The sequence below is a fragment of the Pseudomonas sp. IPO3749 genome (genome assembly GCF_013386605.1).
Lineage (GTDB): Bacteria > Pseudomonadota > Gammaproteobacteria > Pseudomonadales > Pseudomonadaceae > Aquipseudomonas > Aquipseudomonas azotoformans_A.
This window is the reverse complement of sequence record NZ_JACARN010000027.1, coordinates 1-20,730: the sequence shown is the minus strand read 5'-3', so window position 1 is coordinate 20,730 and position 20,730 is coordinate 1. Positions and strand designations below refer to the sequence as shown.

The window sequence follows — 20,730 nt, the reverse complement described above, 5'->3', positions numbered from 1 at the left end:
TTGCCCCGCGCTGGGCTGCGTAGCGGCCCCAAAAAAGTCGGAGCGCTATGCACTCCAGCGCGGGGCAAGCCCGCTCACTACAGTCTGATTCAGGCCTTGGCTTTTTTCTTGGGCACGATCTTGCGCAGCACCCGCTGTGCCAAGCGCTTCAATTTCGACTCTTTCTCCGGCTCCGCCAACCCCTGCTGACGTAGCCAGTCCTTCCAGCGAATCCGCTCCTCACGCACCAGCCAGCCTTCCTGCTGGGCGAAACTTTCCGCCAGGTACAAGCCACGAGTACTGGCTGGGTACAGCTGGTCTTTCTTGACGGTGTACAACTCGGCCAGGGGCTGGCCGTCTTTGAGCGGCATCAGGTACAGGTCAGGACGCTGGCGATCCAGGCGTGCCACCAGTTGATCGCCTTCCAGGCGCTCGTCCACATGGAACAGGCTCAGGGATTTGGCTTCCTTGGGCACTTCCAGGCGCAGGTCATAGATCAATTGCAGGGAGGCGGTGGGCAGGTGCACGTAGGCGCGTGGGCGCTCAATCAATTGGGTGGTGGCGCAACGTACCGGCCGGGCGGCACCGGACAGCGGGCTGAGGCGAAAGGGCAGGGCTTCACGGTAATGCAGCGCGGCGGAGTAGGGCGCCGGTAGCCAAGTGTCATTGAAGCGTCCGCCCAGCCAACCTTCCGGCGTCTCCAACAGGCACTCTTCGGCGATTTCCTGGATGGCGGTGTGCAGCGGCAGGTTCAGTTCATGGGCGGGAACGTAGCCGGAGATCAGCTTGAGCACCACATCGCCACGGTCCTGGCGGCGCTGGCGCACCAGTACCCAATAATCGCGGTTTTGCCAGTGCAGGGTCAGGCGTACCGATACGCCGAGGTTGGCCAGTTCCAGGGCGAAGCGTTCTGGGTCGGCCACTTCCACCGGCTTGCGCCGTTGCAGGGTCTGGGCAAAGTTGAGCGGCATGCCGACGCTCTGGTAACTCAGGCCTTCGGGGGTGGCTTCGACGTGCAGCGGCAGTGTCTTGAAGTTGCTGGGGTTTTTTCTTATGAGCGTTCGCGGCATGTCGGCTCCTTCTTGCGACGGGGTCGGCCGCGTGGGCGGCATCAGAGTTGACGAATGACCTGGGCAGCGGTCGCCACGTTATGGGCCAGGTGCAGCGGATTAATGGTCCCGACAATAGCACTGGCGACGCCCGTTTGCGCAAACAACAGCATGAAACTCGCACGAATTGGATCCATTCCAGGCTCCAGGCACACGTGACCACTGGCCAAGGCCTTTTTCACCAGGATGCCCTTGCCGTGGGCGGCCGCATAATCAATGACGGCTTTCTCGGCCTGTTCGTTCAAATTGTAGGTGACCATGGCGCAATCGCCCTGTTCCAGAGCCTTCACCCCGCCTTCGACGGTTTTGCCGGAGAAGCCGAAACCGCGGATCTTGCCTTCTTTTTTCAGCTCGGCCAGGGTCTGGTAGACCTCACAGTCGTTGAGGATGTGCAGGTCGTTACCGTCGGAGTGCACCAGCACCAGGTCGATAAAATCGGTTTCAAGTCGTTTCAAACTGCGCTCGATCGACAGGCGGGTGTGAGCGGCGCTGAAATCGTGGGTGGATGCGCCATTCTCGAACTCTTCACCCACTTTGCTGACAATCACCCAGTCCTTGCGTTGGCCGCGCAACAGCGGGCCCAGGCGTTCCTCGCTCATGCCATAGGCCGGCGCGGTGTCGATCAGGTTGATGCCCAGTTCGCGGGCCTGTCGCAACAGCATGCGCGCCTCGTCATCACCGGGAATCTGAAAGCCGCTGGGGTACTTCACCCCTTGGTCGCGGCCCAGCTTGACGGTGCCCAGGCCCAGGGGCGAAACCATCAGGCCGGTGCTGCCCAGGGGGCGATGCAGGTCGTGCAGGGTAGGTAGGCTCATGGCAACAGTTGCTCCCAGGCAGGGACGCCGATGGCGGGTTTTGGCAGGTCGGGCAGCGGCTCGCTGGCGCTTGGGCGGATGCCGTCACGTTCCAGGCTGTTGATCACCCGATCAGCGAAGTCCGGCGCCAGCGCCAGTTTGGTCGGCCAGCCCACCAACAGGCGGCCTTCCTCGGCGATGAAGGCGTTGTCGGGACGGGTGAGGCCCGATTGCAGCGGCTCGGCGCGGTCGACGCGCAAGGTGGCCCACTGGGTTTGGCTCATGTCGATCCACGGCAACAGCTGAGCAAGCTCTTTCTGCGCGGTGGCGATCTGTTCTTGCGGCGTGCGTGCCACGCCATCGGCTTCGGCAATGTCGCCGCCCATGTACCACACCCAGTTGCCATCGGCGGCCGGGTGAGTGGTGACAGTGATACGCGGTTTGGTGCCGCCACCCAGGCAGTGGGCATACAACGGCTTCAGGCCGGGGCCTTTGGCGATGATCATGTGTAGGGGGCGCTTCTGCATGGCCGGCTTGCTTAAGCCCAGGCCAGTCAGCAAGTCTGCGGTGCCGCCACCGGCGCTCAACACGATGCGTTGGGCGCGGATCTCACGGTCGTCTACTTTCAAACCAACCAGCTTGTTGCCTTCCAACAGCGGTTCGATGTGTTGGCCGGCGAGCAAGCCATCGCCCGCCAACTGCGCCAGGCGTTCGATCAGGCTCGGGACGTCCACCACCAACTCGGCCAGGCGATAGACCTTGCCCTTGAATCGACGGTCTTGCAGGGCGGGCGGCAGATCGTCGCCCTTGACCTGATCGACACGGCCACGCACGGCCTTGCTGGCGAAGAAGCTGGTGAGGTTGCCTGCGAGGGTGCCGGGCGACCACAGGTAATGGGCTTCGGACAACAGGCGCACGCCGGTCAGGTCCAGCTCACCGTTACCCGCTAGCGCTTCGCGCCAGCGGCGCGGCATGTCGGCAATGGCTTCGGAGGCGCCAGTGAGGGCGCCATGCAGGGCGTATTTGGCACCGCCGTGAATGATCCCTTGGGACTTCACGCTTTGCCCGCCACCCAAGGTGGCGTTTTCCACCAACACCGTGGAAAACCCCTGGCGGCGCAGGCGCGCATTCAGCCAGAGGCCGGCAACCCCGGCGCCGACAATCAGAACGTCGGTGGAAATAACGGATGGCATGGGCGACCTCAGTGTTCAAGACAAGAGGCGCAGTATACAGCCTGTTGAAGGGTGGTCAGTGCCCGGCGGTTTTCGAGAACAGCTGGATCACCACCACGCCCAGCACAATCAGGCCCATCCCCAGCATCGCCGGGATATCCAGCTTCTGCCCGTAGATAAACAGCGCCGCGATGCTCACCATCACAATGCCCATCCCGGCCCACACGGCGTAGGCCACGCCCACCGGCACCGTGCGCACCACCAGCGTCAGCATCCAGAACGCCACGCCGTAGCCGACGATCACCAGCAGCAGGGGGATCGGCGTACTCCAGCCCTTGATGGCCTTCATGGACACGGTGGCGATCACTTCCGAGCAGATGGCAATGGCCAGGTAGTAGTAAGCGACGTTCATGGGTCAATCCTCGGGGTAAAGCAATCAGATAAGGCTGGCATTCTAGAGTTTAATCAGATGGGGTAAAGTCATTACCTATCTGAATTGGAGATGGGTTGAGCCATGAGCGTGCAATGGGATCTGGAGCAGATGCGCCTGTTTGTCAGCGTCGCCGAGCAACGCTCGTTTTCGGCCGTGGCGCGCCAACAGCGCAAGGCGCAGTCGGCGGTGAGCAATGGGATTGCAATGCTGGAGGCGGACCTGGGCGTCAGCCTGTTCGAGCGTAGCAGCGGCCGCCAACCACGGTTGACCGAAGCCGGCAGCGTGTTGCTGGAGGAAGCACGCGAAGTGCTGCGCCAATGTGAGCGCCTCAATGGCCGGGCGCTTTCACTGACCCGCGGCGAAGAGGCGTGCCTGCGCCTGGCCCAGGACGAAGCCATGCTGTTCCAGCCGGTCCTCGACAGCCTGGAAGCACTGGCCGGCCAATACCCGTTGCTGGAAGTGCAACTGTCCAGCGCCGCCCAAGGCGATGTAGCGCGCAAGTTGGTGGAGCGCAAGGCTGACCTGGGCCTTCTGTTCTATCACGACCAGATCCCCGAAGCTCTGGAGCGACGGGTGGTCGGCAGTGTGGAGATGGTCACGGTGTGCGGCGTGAATCACCCGCTGGCCCAGGAACCCTACGTGACGTGCCAGCGCCTGGCACAGTTCCGCCAGTTGCTGATGTCGACCCAGACCAGCGTCTACCCCGGCAGCGAAGCGGCCAGCCCGTTGGTGTGGCGCGCCGACAGTTTCTACGTGTTGGCCGAATGGCTGATGAGCGGCCTGGGCTGGGCCTGGCTGCCCCGGCATATCGTGCAGTACCCGACCTATCAGCAACAAATGGTGGAACTGGACAGCGAATGGACGCCGCCGGCCCTGGTGGTGGAGCTGGTCTGGCGTCGCGACGAGCACCTGGGACCGGCCGCGCGCTTCCTGGCCAAACGATTTGCCGAGTGCTTGCAGGCGATCGACTGAAAAAGCCGATAAACTCCGCCGCCATGAATAGAACTCTCTACAGCTGTCTGTTTTACCTGGCGCTGCCGTTGGTGGCTTTACGTCTGTGGTTGCGTGCGCGCAAGGCGCCGGCCTATGCCAAACGCGTCGGCGAGCGCTTTTCCTATGGCTTGCCGGTGATGCAACCCGGCGGGATCTGGGTGCATGCCGTGTCGGTGGGCGAGAGCATTGCCGCGGCGCCCATGGTGCGCGGGTTGCTGGCGCGTTATCCGACGCTGCCGATCACCGTCACCTGCATGACGCCCACCGGCTCCGAGCGCATCCAGGCGTTGTTCGCCAACGAGCCGCGCATCCAGCATTGCTATTTGCCGTATGACTTGCCGTGTGCGGCCAAACGTTTCCTCGACCGTGTGCAGCCGAAACTCGCGGTGATCATGGAAACCGAGCTGTGGCCCAACCATATCCACGCCTGCGCCCAGCGTGGGATTCCGGTGGCATTGGCGAATGCGCGGCTGTCAGCGCGTTCGGCCAAGGGCTACGCGCGCTTTGCCAAGCTGACGGCGCCGATGCTGGCGCAAATGAGCCTGTTCGCCGTGCAGACGCACACCGAAGCCCAACGCTTCCTGAGCCTCGGCGCTCGGCCGGAAACCGTCGACGTCACCGGCTCAATCAAGTTCGACCTGACCATCGACCCCGAGCTGCCAGCGCGGGCCGCTGCGTTGCGCGCGCAATGGGGCGCCAGCGAGCGCCCGGTGTGGATCGCCGCGAGTACCCATGAAGGTGAAGATGACGTGGTGTTGGCAGCCCATCGCCAATTGCTCGAAAGCTATCCCAACGCGCTGCTGATTCTGGTGCCGCGCCATCAGGAGCGCTTCGGGCCGATGTTCGAGCTGTGCCAGCAGCAAGGTTTTGTCACCGTGCGTCGCTCCAGCGGCGAAGCCGTCACCGCGCAAACCTCGGTTCTGCTCGGCGACACTATGGGCGAATTGCTGTTTCTCTACGCTTTGGCCGACAGCGCTTTTGTCGGCGGCAGCCTGGTGGCGACCGGCGGGCACAATCCCCTGGAGCCGGCGGCATTGGCCAAGCCTGTGATCATGGGGCCGCACGTGTTCAACTTCCTCGAAATCACCGCGATGATGCGTGAAGCCGGGGCGCTGCGCGAGGTGGATGACGCCGAAGGCTTGGCCGAAGCCGTGCGCCAGTTATTCGAACTGCCGCAGGATGCGCGCAAGATGGCGCAGGCGGGGCTCAAGGTGATGCAGGCCAACCAGGGCGCGTTGAAGCGCTTGCTGGATGGCCTGGGGCGTTTGCTTCAATAGCCGGGGCGGGCTTTCAATTGCTCGGCGGCAGCCTTGGCCAGATCTGGCGGCAGGAAGTCGCGGTCCGGGTTGTAGTCAGCCTTTAAGTAGCGCGCCAGGTCCTGCAAGTCGCCTGGGTTCAAGGTGCCGGCCGCCTGCTTCAAACGCAGGTTGTCGAGGATGTAGTCATAACGGCTGTTGTTGTAGTTGCGCACCGACGCGTAGAGCTGGCGTTGTGAATCCAGCACATCGACGATGTTGCGCGTACCCACTTGATAACCGATTTCCGTGGCTTCCACCGCGCTCTGGTTGGAGATGATCGACTGGCGGCGCGCTTGCACCTGCTCCACATCGGTGTTTACCGCACGGTGCAGGTTACGGGTGTTTTCCACTACCTGGCGGCGCAGGCCTTCGCGCTGCTGCTCGGTCTGGCCCAGGCGCGAGTAGGACTCACGCACTTGCGAGCTGGTCAGCCCGCCGCTGTAGATCGGGATGCTCAGGCGCAGGCCGATGGTGCGTTGTTCCACATCGCCGCGGTACGGCGTGCCGAACGCATTCGGGTTGCTGAAACCCAAGGCGTCGTTGTCACCTTTTTCGTATTGCGCCACGGCGTCCAGGGTCGGCGCGTGCCCGGCCTTGCGCTGCTTGAGGGTTTCTTCGGCGGCGGTCACGGCGTAGTTGCTGGCGAGCAGGTTGAGGTTCTGGCGGCCGGCGGTTTCGACCCAGGCCTTGGCGTCGTTCGGCAGCGGCGGCAGCACCGGCAGGGTGTGGACAATGCCCTGGATCGAGTTGTATTGGCGGTTGGTCAGGGTGATCAAGGCTTCGAACGCGTCTTCCACCTGGCGCTGGGCCAGGATGCGGTTGGCGCGGGCGGTGTCGTAGCTGGCCTGGGATTGCAGCACGTCGGTCTTGTCCGACAGGCCGACGTCGAAGCGCTCGTTGGACTGGTCCAGCTGGCGCTTGAAGGCATTCTCTTCGGCCTTGGTCGACGCCAGGTTGTCCTGGGCACGCAACACGGCAAAGTAGTTTTCGGCACTTTGCAGGATCAGGTTCTGCTCGGTGGCCGACAGTTGCAGCGCCGCCTGCTCGTTGGTGGCCTCAGCGGCCTGCAGTTGGAACCAGCGGTCGGCACGGAACAGCGGCTGGCTCAAGGTGGCCCGCCAGGAATGTGCGTCGCGGTTGGCGGTGGCGGCGGGCGTGTCGATCTGGGTGCGCACGTTATTGATATCGGCGCCACCGGTCAGGTTCGGCAGCAGCCCGGCGCGGGCCTGGGGCACCACTTCTTTTTGCGCGCCGTATTGGGCGCGGGCGGCGGCCAGGTCGGCGTTGTTGTCCACCGCTTCCTGATAGACGCTGACCAAATCAGTTTTAGCGGACAAGGGCGCTTCTGCTGCCCAGACCATTCCGTTGGTCGCACAAGACACGGCGAGAGCCAGTGAAAGTTTGCGCAGCATGAGGCGATCCCTAGATAAATATTATGGATGTAATTTATGGCCCAAGGCTAAGGCTCGCCCTGTGTGGCGTCAAGCCTTGAAGCAGTTCCCGAGTGTAGTGGCGCGATCACCGCACAACAATCTGCAAAAGAGCCATTCATCACGCTGAATGCACCGCCATTGGCAATTTGCCCACGCCATGGTCTAGACTGGCCGCGTTCTTGTCGGGGTGCCTTGTTGGAAGGCTGAGATCGGTAAATACCGGATCCCGTTGAACCTGATCAGGTTAGCGCCTGCGTAGGGAACAAGATTTCTCGTCACCCGGCGAGTCCTCTTGTGCTTCGTCCGGGTTGTTGTTCGTTTTTTGAACAGCTCTCGTGCGCCAAGCACAGCACTGGTTTCAGTGCGTCCATCCGTCACAGGTTCGCTCCGACAAAAATCCACCGCCTGGATAAGTTGGAGAGCCCGTGATGACGACAAAACTAAAAAATACCGTGCACCTGAGTGAATCGGCCAAGGTCGACTCCGGCTCTGTGCAACCCTTTACCCGCTCGCAAAAAATCTACGTACAAGGCACCCGCCCGGACATTCGCGTGCCAATGCGCGAAATCAGCCTGGACGTGACCCCCACCGACTTCGGCGGTGAAATCAACGCGCCGGTCGTGGTCTATGACACCTCTGGCCCGTACACCGACCCTAACGTCATCATTGACGTGCGCAAAGGCCTTGGCGATGTACGCTCGCCATGGATCGAAGTGCGTAACGACACCGAGCGCCTGCCAGGCCTCAGCTCGCATTTCGGCCAGCAACGCTTGAGCGATGCCGAACTCACCGCGCTGCGCTTTGCCCACGTGAAGAACCCACGTCGTGCCAAGGCCGGCGCCAACGTCACGCAGATGCACTACGCGCGCAAAGGCATCATCACCGCCGAGATGGAGTACGTCGCCATCCGCGAAAACATGAAGCTGGAAGAAGCCCGCGCCACTGGCCTGCTCGACCAGCAACACGCCGGTCACAGCTTTGGCGCCAGCGTGCCGAAGATCATCACCCCGGAGTTTGTGCGCGAAGAAATCGCCCGTGGCCGCGCGATCATCCCGGCCAACATCAACCACACCGAACTGGAACCGATGATCATCGGCCGTAACTTCCTGGTGAAGATCAACGGCAACATCGGCAACAGCGCCCTCGGTTCGTACATCGAAGAAGAAGTGGCGAAACTGACGTGGGGCATTCGCTGGGGTTCGGACACCGTGATGGATTTGTCCACCGGCAAGCACATCCACGAAACCCGCGAGTGGATCATCCGCAACTCGCCCGTGCCGATCGGCACTGTACCGATCTACCAGGCCCTGGAAAAAGTCGGCGGCGCCGCCGAGGACCTGACCTGGGAGCTGTTCCGCGACACCCTGATCGAACAGGCCGAGCAGGGCGTGGATTACTTCACCATCCACGCTGGCGTGCTGCTGCGCTACGTGCCGCTGACCGCCAAGCGCGTCACTGGCATCGTGTCCCGTGGCGGTTCGATCATGGCCAAGTGGTGCCTGGCGCACCACAAAGAGAACTTTACCTACACGCATTTCGACGAAATCTGCGAAATCATGAAGGCCTACGACGTCAGCTTCTCCCTCGGCGACGGCCTGCGCCCAGGCTCGATTGCCGACGCCAACGACGCCGCGCAATTCGGCGAGCTGGAAACCCTCGGCGAGCTGACCAAGACCGCCTGGAAGCACGACGTGCAAACCATGATCGAAGGCCCCGGCCACGTGCCGATGCAGTTGATCAAGGAGAACATGGACAAGCAGCTCGAATGCTGCGACGAAGCGCCGTTCTACACCCTTGGCCCGCTGACCACCGACATTGCGCCGGGCTACGACCACATCACCTCCGGCATCGGCGCGGCGATGATCGGCTGGTTCGGTTGCGCCATGCTTTGCTACGTGACGCCCAAGGAACACTTGGGTCTGCCGAACAAGGATGACGTGAAGACCGGGATCATTACCTACAAGATCGCGGCCCACGCAGCGGACTTGGCCAAGGGGCATCCAGGCGCGCAGATTCGCGACAACGCCTTGAGCAAGGCGCGCTTCGAATTCCGCTGGGAAGACCAGTTCAACCTGGGCCTGGATCCGGATACCGCGCGTTCGTACCACGATGAAACCCTGCCGAAGGACTCGGCCAAGGTCGCGCATTTCTGCTCCATGTGCGGGCCGAAGTTCTGCTCGATGAAGATCACCCAGGAAGTGCGTGAATACGCGGCCAACCAGCGCATTGAAGCGGTGGATGTGGATGTCGCCAAGGGCTTGGCCGAGCAGGCGGAGCGGTTCAAGCAGGAAGGCAGTCAGCTTTACAAAAAGGTCTGATCCGGGATTGTTGGAGGCTGTGCCGGCCTCTTCGCGAGCAAGCCCGCTCCCACATTTGGAACGCATTCCAAGTGTGGGAGCGGGCTTGCTCGCGAATGCAATCTCCCAAACAACAAATGTTCCTCAGAGATAACACCCTTGAGCATTCAACCGAGTACTTACTCCCCGGATATCGCAGTACCGAGCGACAAAAGAGTCTTCGGCGCCCGCGACCTGTTCTCACTCTGGTTCTCCCTCGGCATCGGCCTGATGGTCCTGCAGACCGGCGCCTTGCTTGCGCCGGGCCTGGGCCTGTCCGGCTCGTTGCTGGCGATTTTCCTCGGCACCCTGGTGGGCGTGCTGTTGCTGGCCGCCGTCGGCGTGATCGGCAGCGACACCGGCCTGTCCGCCATGGCCGCCCTCAAGCTCAGTCTTGGCGCCAAAGGTGCCAGCCTGCCGGCGTTGCTGAATCTGCTGCAACTGATCGGCTGGGGCTCGTTCGAAATCATCGTGATGCGCGACGCAGCCAGCCTGTTGGGCACGCGGGCGTTCAGCGAAGGCAGCCTGTTGGCCAGCCCATTGCTGTGGACCCTGTTCTTCGGCGGTCTGGCAACGCTGCTCGCGGTCAGTGGCCCGCTGACCTTTGTGCGCCAGGTCCTGCGCAAATGGGGGATCTGGCTGCTGCTCACCGCCTGCCTGTGGCTGACGTGGAACCTGTTCGCCAAAGCCGACCTCGCCGCACTCTGGGCCAGGACGGGTGACGGTTCGATGCCGTTTGCGGTGGGTTTTGATATCGCCATCGCCATGCCGCTGTCGTGGCTGCCGCTGATCGCGGATTACTCACGCTTCGGCAAGCGTGCCAAAAGTGTGTTCGGCGGTACCGCGCTGGGGTTCTTCATCGGTAATTTCTGGCTGATGAGCCTGGGCGTGGCCTACACCCTGGCGTTTGCGCCGAGCGGCGAAGTGAACGCGCTGTTGCTGGCGTTGGCCGGGGCTGGCCTGGGAATCCCGCTGCTATTGATCCTGTTGGATGAATCGGAAAACGCCTTCGCCGATATTCACTCGGCGGCGGTTTCCAGCGGGATATTGTTGCGTTTGAAGGTCGAGCACCTGGCGCTGGCGATTGGCGTGATCTGCACGCTCATCGCCTGCTTTGCGCCATTGGCTCAGTACCAGAACTTCCTGCTGCTGATCGGCTCGGTCTTCGCGCCGCTGTTCGGCGTGGTGCTGGTGGATCACTTCATTCTGCGCCGTCGTAGCGCGGGTGCAGTAGCCAGTCTGCGCTGGCCGGCTTTAGTCGCCTGGCTGGGTGGCATTGCGACTTACCACCTGCTGGCCAATCTGTATCCGGATGTCGGTGCAACCCTGCCAGCGCTGGTGCTGGCAGGGCTGTTGCAGCTGATCCTGGGCCGGGCCTTCAGCGGCGCGCAGGCACCAGTTCAGGCTTGAGGATGCCGTCCAGGCGCGAGTAAGGAATCTGTAACTCGACGTGGCCCAAGGCATACGGCGCGATGGTGGTGGTGGGGTACTTGAGGATCACGCCACCGTAGGTGAGCGCCACGTTCGGGGTTTTCTGGAAGGGGTACTGTTTCACGTACTCCGGCTCCAGGCTCAGGCGGGTGCTGATCAGCCAGCTGTTATGGGCCACCTGGGCGGCTTTCCAGAAGGCGTCTTCCTTGCCGGGCAGCAACATGTCGGTGAGGGTCAGGGCCTTTTGCTGCTGGCGCGAATAGTTGATGAACGCGCGGCCTGGCTCGCCATGGGTGGCGCCCTGGTCCAGGTAGCTGGAGAGTTCGATGATCACCAAGCCGTCATGCTGCTCACGTACCTTGGCTTGCAAGTACATGCTGTTGCGTGGCGCGGCGGTGCGCAGGAACTGCTCGCTGTACGTCGCGAGGCTGGTTGGCAACGGGTCGGCCTGGGTCATTTCCAGCAGGCGCTGTTCGATCAAGGCGTCCAACTTGGGCTCCTTGGCAAAGTGCACCGTGTCGATATTCACCAGCGGGCAGTCGGCGCTGGCGCAGCCTGGCTTGCTTTGCTCGGTGGCGTCGCGGGTGGCGTCCAGCGGGGTTTTGTAGCTGGGCTGGAACAGGCTTTGGCAGGCACCGAGGGTCAATGCGATACAGGCCACGGAGGCGATTTTTAAAAGCGACATGTAGGGTCTTCGTCCGTCGATAAGAGCGAAATTGTGCAGCTTCGACTACCGGCAAGGCAGTCAGTTCGCCACTAAGCTCATTAGAGTGAGTTTGACGCCCGCCGTCTATCCCGGCAACTGGAAAGGGGCTGCATCCGGAGGCACGGGCGCGTTAGGATGGCGCCAATTGCGCAGGTTCAACGGGGATGGGATATGACGGATTTTGCAAAATCGGCGCCGGGCAAGATCGAAATGGTTCAGCACGACAACCTCTACACAGGTTTCTACAAGCTCGATCACCTGCAACTGCGCCACGAGAAATTCGACGGCAGCATGAGCCGGGTGATCAACCGCGAAGTGTTTGTGCGCCATGATGCCGTGTGTGTATTGCCCTACGACCCGCAGCGCGATGAAGTGGTGTTGAACGAGCAGTTTCGCGTCGGTGCCATGGGCCGTACCGACAACCCCTGGATGATCGAAATGGTCGCCGGCCTGATCGACAAGGACGAGCAACCTGAGGAAGTTGCGCACCGCGAAGCCGAGGAGGAAGCTGGGCTGACGTTCTCCGCGTTGTGGCCGATCACCAAATATTTCCCGTCGCCCGGCGGCAGTACCGAATATGTGCACTTGTACCTGGGTCGCTGCGACAGCGCCGGTGTGGGGGGCGTCCATGGATTGGAAGAAGAAGCTGAAGATATCCGCGTCACCGTCTGGGCCTTCGAAGATGCCCTGCAAGCGGTGCGCGACGGCAAAATTTCCAACGCAGCCAGCATTATCGCCCTGCAATGGCTTGCGCTTAATCGCGCGGAAGTGAGGGGGTTATGGCAGTAAAGGCACGGGAACGTTATCGAGTCGACCTGATCGGGCTGCAAGCGGCTTGCGAGGCCAACTACGCGCGGCTGATGCGCCTGCTCCCTGACATGCGCCACGCCCCCGAGGCCCGGCGCATCGGCGTGACCCACGGCGACCAGATGCTCGGCGTGCTGGCGCTGGAAGTCATCGTCAACTGCCCGTACACCACCACCCTGCGCGTGCGTCAGGAACACAGCCTGCCCTGGCTGCCGGTGCCGCAACTGGAAGTGCAGGTGTACCACGACGCGCGGATGGCCGAAGTGATCAGCGCCGAGCATGCACGACGCTTTCGCAGCATCTATCCTTACCCCAACGTGTTCATGCACCAGCCCGATGAGAAAGCACAGCTCAATGTGTTCCTCGGTGAATGGTTGAGCCATTGCCTGGCCTTGGGCCATGAGTTCGAAGTTGTGCGGTAGATGTGAACTGCATCTGCTTCCCAAGGTTTCCTCTTGTGTCCTGCCCCAGCATAATCACGCCACACGTCCATTCCTGTGATTGCCTTGGGAGAGCGCCTTGCCGAGCGTATCCACTGTGAGTCCCGATGCGCCCGCATTGCTGGTGCAACTGTCCGACAGCCATTTGTTTGCCGAGGCCGACGGTACGCTGCTGGGCATGAACACCCGTGACAGCCTGCAAGGCGTGATTGAACGGGTGCGCGCGCAGCAGCCGCGCATCGATTTGGTGTTGGCCACGGGGGATCTGTCCCAGGACGGCACGCTGGAGTCCTACCAGCAATTTCGCGACATGACCCGGCAGATCGACGCCCCGGCGCGCTGGATTCCCGGCAATCATGACGAGCCGCAAATCATGGCTCACGCCGCCGTGCACAGCGATCTGCTGGAGCCGGTGGTCGATATCGGCAACTGGCGCGTGACCCTGCTGGATTCCGCCGTACCCGGTTCAGTGCCGGGCTACCTGCAAGACCAACAGTTGCAGCTGCTCGCCCAGGCCCTGAGCGAAGCGCCTAACCGTCATCATCTGGTGTGCTTTCACCATCATCCGGTGCCCATCGGTTGCGCCTGGATGGACCCCATTGGCTTGCGCAATCCTGAGACGTTGTTTGCCGTGCTTGACCGTTTTCCGCAGGTGCGGGCGGTGCTGTGGGGGCATGTGCACCAGGAAATCGACCGCGAGCGCAACGGCGTGCGCCTGCTGGCATCGCCGTCCACCTGCATCCAGTTCGCACCGGGCAGCAAGGATTTCAAGGTCAGCGAGCAAGCGCCGGGCTACCGCTGGCTGCGGCTGCATGCCGACGGACGGTTGGAGACCGGGGTAGAGCGCTTGGTCGGCTTCGCGTTTACGGTGGATTACGGTAGCAACGGCTACTGAGATTTACCTGTAAACTGCGCCTTTTTGGCGCAAGCATGGAGAGCCCGGCATGTCCGCTTCGATCCTGTATATCCACGGTTTCAACAGCGCGCCTGCGTCCAACAAGGCCACTCAGTTGATCACCGTAATGGGCGCCATCGGCCTGGCCGACCAATTGCGCGTACCGGCCCTGCATCACCATCCCCGTCAGGCGATTCCTCAGTTGGAAGCGGCGATCGCTGAACTGGGGCGGCCACTGCTGGTCGGCAGCTCACTCGGCGGCTACTATGCAACCCATCTTGCCGAGCGCCATGGCCTCAAGGCGCTGCTGGTGAACCCGGCGGTCAGCCCTCACCGGATGTTCGACGGTTACCTGGGCACCCAGAAGAACCTCTACACCGATGAAACCTGGGAACTGACCCACGACCACGTCACGGCGCTGGCCGAGCTGGAAGTACCGGCTCCCCAGGATGCGGCGCGGTATCAGGTGTGGTTGCAGACCGGGGATGAAACCCTGGATTATCGCCTCGCCCAGCAGTATTACCGGGCCTGTGCCTTGCGCATCCAGGCCGGCGGCGACCATGGTTACCAGGGGTTCGCCCAGCAATTGCCGGCCATGTTGAGCTTTGCCGGCATTGGCGCAGATCAGTATCAATCCTTCGATTTTTCTTCATTGTAAGAATCGCAGGTCACTTTTTAATCGAACGACTCACGACGAGACCCCATGGCCACTCCCAGCGCTAGCTCTTATAACGCCGACGCCATCGAAGTCCTCTCGGGCCTCGACCCGGTGCGCAAACGCCCCGGCATGTACACCGATACCAGTCGGCCGAACCACCTTGCCCAGGAAGTCATCGACAACAGCGTCGACGAAGCCCTGGCCGGTCACGCCAAGTCGGTGCATGTCATTCTCCACGCTGACCATTCCCTGGAAGTGTCCGACGATGGTCGCGGCATGCCGGTGGATATCCACCCGGAAGAGGGTGTACCCGGCGTTGAGCTGATCCTCACCAAGCTGCATGCGGGTGGCAAGTTCTCCAACAAGAACTACCAGTTCTCCGGCGGCTTGCACGGTGTGGGTATTTCCGTGGTCAACGCCCTGTCCACGTTGGTTCGCGTCAGGGTCAAGCGCGACGGCAACGAGTACGAGATGACGTTCGCCGATGGCTACAAAGCCACCGACTTGGCAGTGATCGGCACCGTTGGCAAGCGCAACACCGGCACCAGTGTGTACTTTGCACCGGACCCGAAATATTTCGATTCGCCAAAATTCTCCATCAGCCGCCTCAAGCACGTGCTCAAGGCCAAGGCTGTCCTGTGCCCAGGCCTGCTGGTGACTTTTGAAGACAAAGGCACCGGTGAGAAGGTCGAGTGGCACTACGAAGACGGCCTGCGTTCGTACCTGGAAGACTCCGTCAGCGACTTCGAGCGCCTGCCCAACGAGCCGTTCTGCGGCAGCCTGGCGGGTAATAAAGAAGCCGTGGATTGGGCGTTGTTGTGGCTACCGGAAGGTGGCGACAGCGTGCAGGAAAGCTACGTCAACCTGATCCCGACCGCCCAGGGCGGCACCCACGTCAACGGTTTGCGCCAGGGCTTGCTGGATGCCATGCGCGAATTCTGCGAATACCGCAGCCTGCTGCCGCGTGGCGTGAAGCTGGCGCCGGAAGACGTGTGGGAGCGCATCGCGTTCGTGCTGTCGATGAAAATGCAGGAGCCGCAATTCTCTGGCCAGACCAAGGAGCGCCTGTCGTCTCGCGAAGCGGCGGCGTTTGTCTCCGGTGTGGTCAAGGATGCCTTCAGCCTGTGGCTCAACGAGCACCCAGAGCTGGGCCTGGCCCTGGCGGAACTGGCGATCAACAACGCCGGCCGTCGCCTGAAGGCCAGTAAGAAGGTCGAGCGCAAGCGCATCACCCAGGGCCCGGCATTGCCCGGCAAGCTGGCCGATTGCGCCGGGCAAGACCCGATGCGTTCCGAGCTGTTCCTGGTGGAAGGTGACTCCGCCGGTGGTTCCGCCAAGCAAGCACGGGACAAGGAATTCCAGGCGATCCTGCCGTTGCGCGGCAAGATCCTCAACACCTGGGAAGTCGATGGCAGCGAAGTCCTGGCCAGCCAGGAAGTGCACAACATCGCCGTGGCCATTGGTGTTGACCCAGGTGCAGCGGACATGAGCCAACTGCGCTACGGCAAGATCTGCATCCTTGCCGACGCCGACTCCGACGGCCTGCATATCGCCACGCTGCTGTGCGCGCTGTTCGTACAGCACTTCCGCCCGCTGGTGGATGCCGGTCACGTCTACGTCGCCATGCCGCCGTTGTACCGGATCGACCTGGGCAAGGAGATTTACTACGCCCTGGACGAAGCCGAGCGCGACGGCATTCTCGACCGCCTGGTGGCCGAGAAGAAGCGCGGCAAGCCACAGGTCACACGATTCAAGGGCCTGGGTGAAATGAACCCGCCACAACTGCGCGAAACCACCATGGACCCGAACACCCGGCGCCTGGTGCAGTTGACCCTGGGCGAAGACTTCGCCGCCACCTCGGAAATGATGGACATGCTGCTGGCGAAGAAACGCGCGCCGGACCGCAAGTCCTGGCTGGAATCCAAAGGCAACCTGGCCGAGGTTCTGGGCTGATGCGCACAGGTTTCGCCCTGGCGATCCTGATGTTGAGCGGGCTGGCGGCTACCCCAGTGGTGGCCGCACCCGTGGCTGAGTTGAAGCTGGTGTCCGAGCACCCGGTAGACGGCATGCGCGGCGGCAACCTGTCGGGCCTGGCCTTGTGTGGCAAAGAGTTGTGGACGGTTTCCGACCGTGATGACGACCAGATCTACCGCCTGGATATCAGTGCGCCGACCTGGCAGGCCGAGGCGGTAAAGATCGACGTGCCGCCGGTGCCGGAATCCGGGCTGCCCTGGGGTTTGCGTTCGCGCACCAAGGCCGCTTCGTTCATTCGCGGTGGTGACTTGGACTTTGAAGGCATTACCTGCGATGCCGCCGGCAACCGCTACATTGTCAGTGAAGCCCATGCGGCGGTGCTGCAAGTGCCGGTGACGGGTGCGCCTGAGTGGTTGAAGATTGCGCCGGGCATGGTGCGTGAAGCGCGCGCCAGCGGCATGCTGCTGCACTTCAATGCATTGTTTGAAGGCCTGGCGATCAATCCCGAAGGCAACCAGATCTGGCTGGCAGCCGAACGTGAGCGACGCGGCCTGATTTCGATCAAGCGTCCGCAAAGCCTGTGGGACTGTGACGGCCCCTGCGTCTTGTTGAGCGAAGCCGGGCAGGAAGTGCAACCGGCCCAGTTCCCGAACCCCAAGGCGGTGTCCAAGGATTTTGCCGACCTGGCGCTGTTCAACGGCAAGCTGTTTACCCTGGAGCGCAATGCGTTCCAGATTTGCCGGCGGGATGCGGTCACGGCCAAGGTCGAGTTGTGCTGGTCGTTTGCCGACGAGACCCTGACGCCCGAGCGGCGTTATCCCCAGTCTTATGGCCTGGCTGAAGCATTGGTGGTGGACGCAGAGGGCGCCTGGCTGGGCATCGACAACAATTTCGGCCCGCGTGCCGACGGTGAAAAACGCCCGGTGGTCTATCGTTTTGCCGCCCCGGCCGGTGGTTGGAGTGCCCAGCCATGAACTTGAATTTTCTTGAATTGACCCGACGTCGCGACATTTTCGCTGCGTCTTACCAAATGATGAGGCCCGCATGAGTGACATCCTCGCAGACAGCTTAGATGGCGTAGAACGCCGGTCGCTGGCTGACTTCACCGAAAATGCCTACCTCAACTACTCCATGTACGTGATCATGGACCGTGCCTTGCCGCATATCGGCGACGGCCTGAAGCCGGTACAGCGGCGCATTATCTACGCCATGAGTGAGTTGGGCCTGGACGCCGATTCCAAGCACAAGAAGTCGGCGCGTACCGTCGGTGACGTGCTCGGTAAGTTCCACCCCCACGGCGATTCCGCCTGCTACGAAGCCATGGTGTTGATGGCCCAACCGTTCAGCTATCGCTACACGCTGGTAGACGGCCAGGGCAACTGGGGTGCGCCGGATGATCCCAAGTCGTTCGCTGCGATGCGCTACACCGAGGCACGCCTGTCGCGTTACTCGGAAGTCCTGCTGAGCGAATTGGGCCAGGGCACCGCTGACTGGGGGCCTAACTTCGACGGCACCCTCGACGAGCCGCTGGTGTTGCCGGCGCGTTTGCCGAATATTCTGCTCAATGGCACCACCGGCATCGCCGTCGGCATGGCCACTGACGTGCCGCCGCACAACCTGCGTGAAGTCGCCACCGCGTGCGTGCGCTTGCTCGATGAGCCGAAAGCCACGGTGGAACAGCTCTGCGAACATATCCAGGGCCCGGACTACCCGACCGAAGCGGAAATCATCACGCCGCGCGCCGACCTGCTGAAGATGTACGAGACCGGCAAGGGCTCGGTGCGCATGCGCGCTGTTTACCACGTCGAAGACGGCGATATCATTGTTACCGCGCTGCCGCACCAGGTGTCGGGTGCCAAGGTGCTGGAGCAGATCGCCGCGCTGATGCAGGCCAAACCGTCGAAATTGCCGCAGGTTGCCGACCTGCGTGACGAATCCGACCATGAAAACCCCTGCCGCATCGTGATCATCCCGACCAACAGCCGGGTCGATCACGAAGTGCTGATGCAGCATTTGTTTGCCAGCACGGATTTGGAGTCCAGCTACCGGGTCAACGTCAACATCATCGGTCTGGACGGCAAGCCGCAGCTGAAAAACCTGCGCAACTTGCTGGTGGAATGGCTGGAGTTCCGGGTGCAGACCGTGCGTCGCCGCCTGCAGTTCCGCCTGGATAAGGTCGAGCGTCGCCTGCACCTGTTGGACGGCTTGCTGATTGCCTACCTCAACCTGGATGAAGTGATCCACATCATCCGTACCGCCGAGCACCCGAAAGCCGAGCTGATCGCGCGTTTCGAGCTGAGCGAGATCCAGGCCGACTACATCCTCGACACCCGCTTGCGTCAGTTGGCGCGACTGGAAGAAATGAAGCTGCGCGACGAACAAGATGCGCTGCTCAAGGAACAAGCCAAGCTGCAAGCGCTGCTGGGCAGCGAAGCCAAGCTGAAGAAGCTGGTGCGCAGCGAGCTGATCAAAGATGCCGAAACCTACGGCGATGACCGTCGTTCGCCAATCGTCCAGCGTGCTGAAGCGAAAGCTCTGACAGAAACTGAGCTGCTGCCAAACGAGAAAATTACCGTCGTTCTGTCGGAAAAGGGTTGGGTTCGTTCCGCCAAAGGGCATGATATTGACGCCACTGGCTTGTCGTACAAGGCCGGCGACGGCTTCAAGACCGCCGCTGCCGGGCGTTCCAACCAGTTTGCGGTGTTTATCGACTCCACCGGGCGCAGTTATTCGGTGCCGGCCCACACTTTGCCGTCTGCACGGGGGCAGGGTGAGCCGTTGACCGGGCGCCTGACGCCGCCGCCAGGGGCGAATTTCGAGTGTGTGTTGCTGCCGGATGATGACGCGCTGTACGTGATTGCGTCCGATGCGGGTTACGGTTTTGTGGTCAAGGGTGAAGACCTGCAGGCCAAGAACAAGGCCGGTAAGGCCTTGCTGAGCTTGCCGAACAACGCCAAGGTGATCCTGCCGCGGCCGGTGGACGATCGCGAGAGCAACTGGCTGGCGTCGGTGACCACCGAAGGGCGTTTGCTGGTGTTCAAGATCAGCGACTTGCCGCAGTTGGGCAAAGGCAAGGGCAACAAGATCATTGGTATTCCCGGCGAGCGGGTGGCCAGTCGCGAAGAGTACGTGACCGACATCGCAGTGATCCCGGAAGGCGCGACGTTGGTGCTTCAAGCCGGTAAACGTACCCTGTCGTTGCGTCCTGACGACCTTGAGCATTACAAGGGTGAGCGCGGTCGGCGTGGTAACAAATTGCCTCGCGGCTTCCAGCGCGTGGATGCTTTGCTGGTGGAAACGCCGGTTTAACGCGTATTAGAGCCCTCGATCTACGATTTAACGCGTAGATCGACGCTTTGGCGCTGGAGTCATGGCGCATATTCACGGATGATATGGCCTTTCCAGCGCCGGCGTGGCCGAGCGTGTTTAGGTTATTTTTAGTATTACATTGTGGTTCGCCTTGTGGCAGCCACCTGGATGGGATGATGACTGCTCCACGCCTTCCTTTATTTTTTGTGCTCGCTGGCCTTTTGGGGCTGGCGGGTTGCAGCACACACCAGCCGGTGTCGCTGTACCAGCTGGACAGCGGAAGTCCGGCTCAACCTGCACAGACTGCCGGCATGGCCGTCTTGCTGGGCCCGGTGGTCGTCGCCGACTACCTGCAACGCGAAACACTGCTGCAACGTCAGAACGACGGCAGCCTGCAAGGTTCCACCGATGGTCGTTGGGCGGGCAGTTTGTCCTCCGACATCAACCAATTGATGTTGCGCCAGGTGGCGGGTCAACTGGATAGCCAGCGTGTGGTGCTGGCGCCCGCGCCGACGGGGTTTACCCCGGATGTGCAGGTGTTGCTGACCATTACCCGTCTTGACTCCGGTACGTCGCAACCGGCGATCCTCGATGCGCAATGGCGTTTGATCGATCGTCGTGGGCAGGTGCGCGATAACCGCATCGTGCACCTGCAGGAGCAACACACGGGCACCACCGCGTCCCAGGTCCAGGCCCAGGGTGTGTTGTTGCAGCATCTGGCACAGCAGTTGTCGGTGGCCCTCAAGCCATTGGCCAACCAGCCGCCGATTGCCGAAGCGCCGCGCAAGCAGAGCGCTCCGGTGCAGGCCAAGCCGGCAGAACCGCAGAAGCCGAAGATGCCGATGGCAACGCCGATTCGTACGGATATGGAAGTGTTCAGGTTCTGACTTGAATCACCGACACTAAAAAAGGCCCGCTGACTCAGCGGGCCTTTTTTGTTGTGGCTGTCCCGTCCTGAATAAG

18 protein-coding genes and 1 riboswitch are annotated in these 20,730 nt (G+C 61.9%); of the genes, 12 read left to right on the top strand and 6 right to left on the bottom strand.

What is annotated here, in order from left to right:
* Positions 1–89 precede the first annotated feature (89 nt).
* Genes HX812_RS12555 through HX812_RS12540 form a run of 4 tightly spaced genes read right to left on the bottom strand, consistent with a single transcriptional unit; the run spans position 90 to position 3,466 of the window.
* A complete protein-coding gene (locus tag HX812_RS12555; protein ID WP_028615485.1) occupies positions 90–1,049 on the bottom strand; it encodes a hypothetical protein in 960 nt (319 codons plus the stop codon).
* 41 nt (positions 1,050–1,090) lie between these two features.
* The gene (locus HX812_RS12550; RefSeq protein ID WP_038844441.1) at positions 1,091–1,903 is read right to left on the bottom strand and encodes an aldo/keto reductase; all 813 of its coding nucleotides are present in this window, start codon (positions 1,901–1,903) and stop codon (positions 1,091–1,093) included.
* Positions 1,900–3,075, bottom strand: a complete 1,176-nt coding sequence (locus tag HX812_RS12545) for an FAD-binding oxidoreductase (RefSeq protein WP_038844443.1) — start codon at positions 3,073–3,075, stop codon at positions 1,900–1,902. The genes HX812_RS12550 and HX812_RS12545 overlap by 4 nt, the downstream gene beginning before the upstream one ends.
* 55 nt (positions 3,076–3,130) lie before the next feature.
* On the bottom strand, positions 3,131–3,466 hold the full coding sequence (locus HX812_RS12540; protein ID WP_010213655.1) for a multidrug efflux SMR transporter: 336 nt from the start codon (positions 3,464–3,466) through the stop codon (positions 3,131–3,133).
* A 102-nt stretch (positions 3,467–3,568) separates the two neighbouring features.
* Between HX812_RS12540 and HX812_RS12535 the strand changes: the two genes are divergently transcribed.
* Positions 3,569–4,459, top strand: coding sequence for a LysR family transcriptional regulator (locus HX812_RS12535; RefSeq protein WP_038844445.1), 891 nt, complete (start codon positions 3,569–3,571; stop codon positions 4,457–4,459).
* Positions 4,460–4,482: 23 nt separating this feature from the next.
* A complete protein-coding gene (gene waaA, locus HX812_RS12530; RefSeq protein ID WP_038844447.1) occupies positions 4,483–5,757 on the top strand; it encodes a lipid IV(A) 3-deoxy-D-manno-octulosonic acid transferase in 1,275 nt (424 codons plus the stop codon).
* Here the strand turns inward: waaA and HX812_RS12525 are convergent.
* A complete protein-coding gene (locus HX812_RS12525) occupies positions 5,751–7,190 on the bottom strand; it encodes a TolC family outer membrane protein (RefSeq protein WP_028615490.1) in 1,440 nt (479 codons plus the stop codon). The two genes, waaA and HX812_RS12525, sit on opposite strands and share 7 nt — an antisense overlap.
* Before the next feature lie 194 nt (positions 7,191–7,384).
* Positions 7,385–7,490: riboswitch (TPP riboswitch) on the top strand.
* A 149-nt stretch (positions 7,491–7,639) separates the two neighbouring features.
* Between HX812_RS12525 and thiC the strand changes: the two genes are divergently transcribed.
* Positions 7,640–9,529, top strand: a complete 1,890-nt coding sequence (thiC, locus tag HX812_RS12520) for a phosphomethylpyrimidine synthase ThiC (RefSeq protein ID WP_038844449.1) — start codon at positions 7,640–7,642, stop codon at positions 9,527–9,529.
* 138 nt (positions 9,530–9,667) lie between these two features.
* Complete coding sequence (gene cytX / locus HX812_RS12515; protein ID WP_038844451.1) at positions 9,668–10,957, top strand: putative hydroxymethylpyrimidine transporter CytX; 1,290 nt, start codon at positions 9,668–9,670, stop codon at positions 10,955–10,957.
* Here cytX and HX812_RS12510 read toward each other — a convergent pair.
* Positions 10,926–11,663, bottom strand: coding sequence for an RsiV family protein (locus tag HX812_RS12510; RefSeq protein WP_038844453.1), 738 nt, complete (start codon positions 11,661–11,663; stop codon positions 10,926–10,928). The genes cytX and HX812_RS12510 overlap by 32 nt on opposite strands.
* A gap of 192 nt (positions 11,664–11,855) precedes the next feature.
* On the opposite strand from HX812_RS12510, the gene HX812_RS12505 reads away from it, so the two are divergent.
* From HX812_RS12505 to HX812_RS12470, 8 genes are all read left to right on the top strand, one after another.
* Complete coding sequence (locus HX812_RS12505; RefSeq protein WP_038844455.1) at positions 11,856–12,473, top strand: NUDIX domain-containing protein; 618 nt, start codon at positions 11,856–11,858, stop codon at positions 12,471–12,473.
* A complete protein-coding gene (locus HX812_RS12500) occupies positions 12,464–12,913 on the top strand; it encodes a DUF1249 domain-containing protein (protein WP_003171323.1) in 450 nt (149 codons plus the stop codon). The genes HX812_RS12505 and HX812_RS12500 overlap by 10 nt, the downstream gene beginning before the upstream one ends.
* Before the next feature lie 97 nt (positions 12,914–13,010).
* On the top strand, positions 13,011–13,826 hold the full coding sequence (gene cpdA, locus HX812_RS12495) for a 3',5'-cyclic-AMP phosphodiesterase (protein ID WP_038844457.1): 816 nt from the start codon (positions 13,011–13,013) through the stop codon (positions 13,824–13,826).
* Positions 13,827–13,875: 49 nt separating this feature from the next.
* The gene (locus HX812_RS12490; RefSeq protein ID WP_033897856.1) at positions 13,876–14,484 is read left to right on the top strand and encodes a YqiA/YcfP family alpha/beta fold hydrolase; all 609 of its coding nucleotides are present in this window, start codon (positions 13,876–13,878) and stop codon (positions 14,482–14,484) included.
* 45 nt (positions 14,485–14,529) lie between these two features.
* A complete protein-coding gene (parE, locus tag HX812_RS12485; protein WP_038844459.1) occupies positions 14,530–16,437 on the top strand; it encodes a DNA topoisomerase IV subunit B in 1,908 nt (635 codons plus the stop codon).
* Positions 16,437–17,432: an esterase-like activity of phytase family protein gene (locus HX812_RS12480; protein ID WP_038844461.1), complete on the top strand. Its 996-nt coding sequence runs from the start codon at positions 16,437–16,439 to the stop codon at positions 17,430–17,432. The genes parE and HX812_RS12480 overlap by 1 nt, the downstream gene beginning before the upstream one ends.
* Positions 17,433–17,502: 70 nt before the next feature.
* Positions 17,503–19,767 carry a DNA topoisomerase IV subunit A gene (parC, locus tag HX812_RS12475; RefSeq protein WP_038844463.1) on the top strand — a complete coding sequence of 755 codons (2,265 nt, stop codon included), beginning with the start codon at positions 17,503–17,505 and terminating at the stop codon, positions 19,765–19,767.
* Positions 19,768–19,943: 176 nt separating this feature from the next.
* Entirely contained in the window at positions 19,944–20,654 is a 711-nt protein-coding gene (locus HX812_RS12470; RefSeq protein ID WP_033897860.1) for a membrane integrity-associated transporter subunit PqiC, read from the top strand.
* The last annotated feature ends 76 nt before the right edge of the window (positions 20,655–20,730 follow it).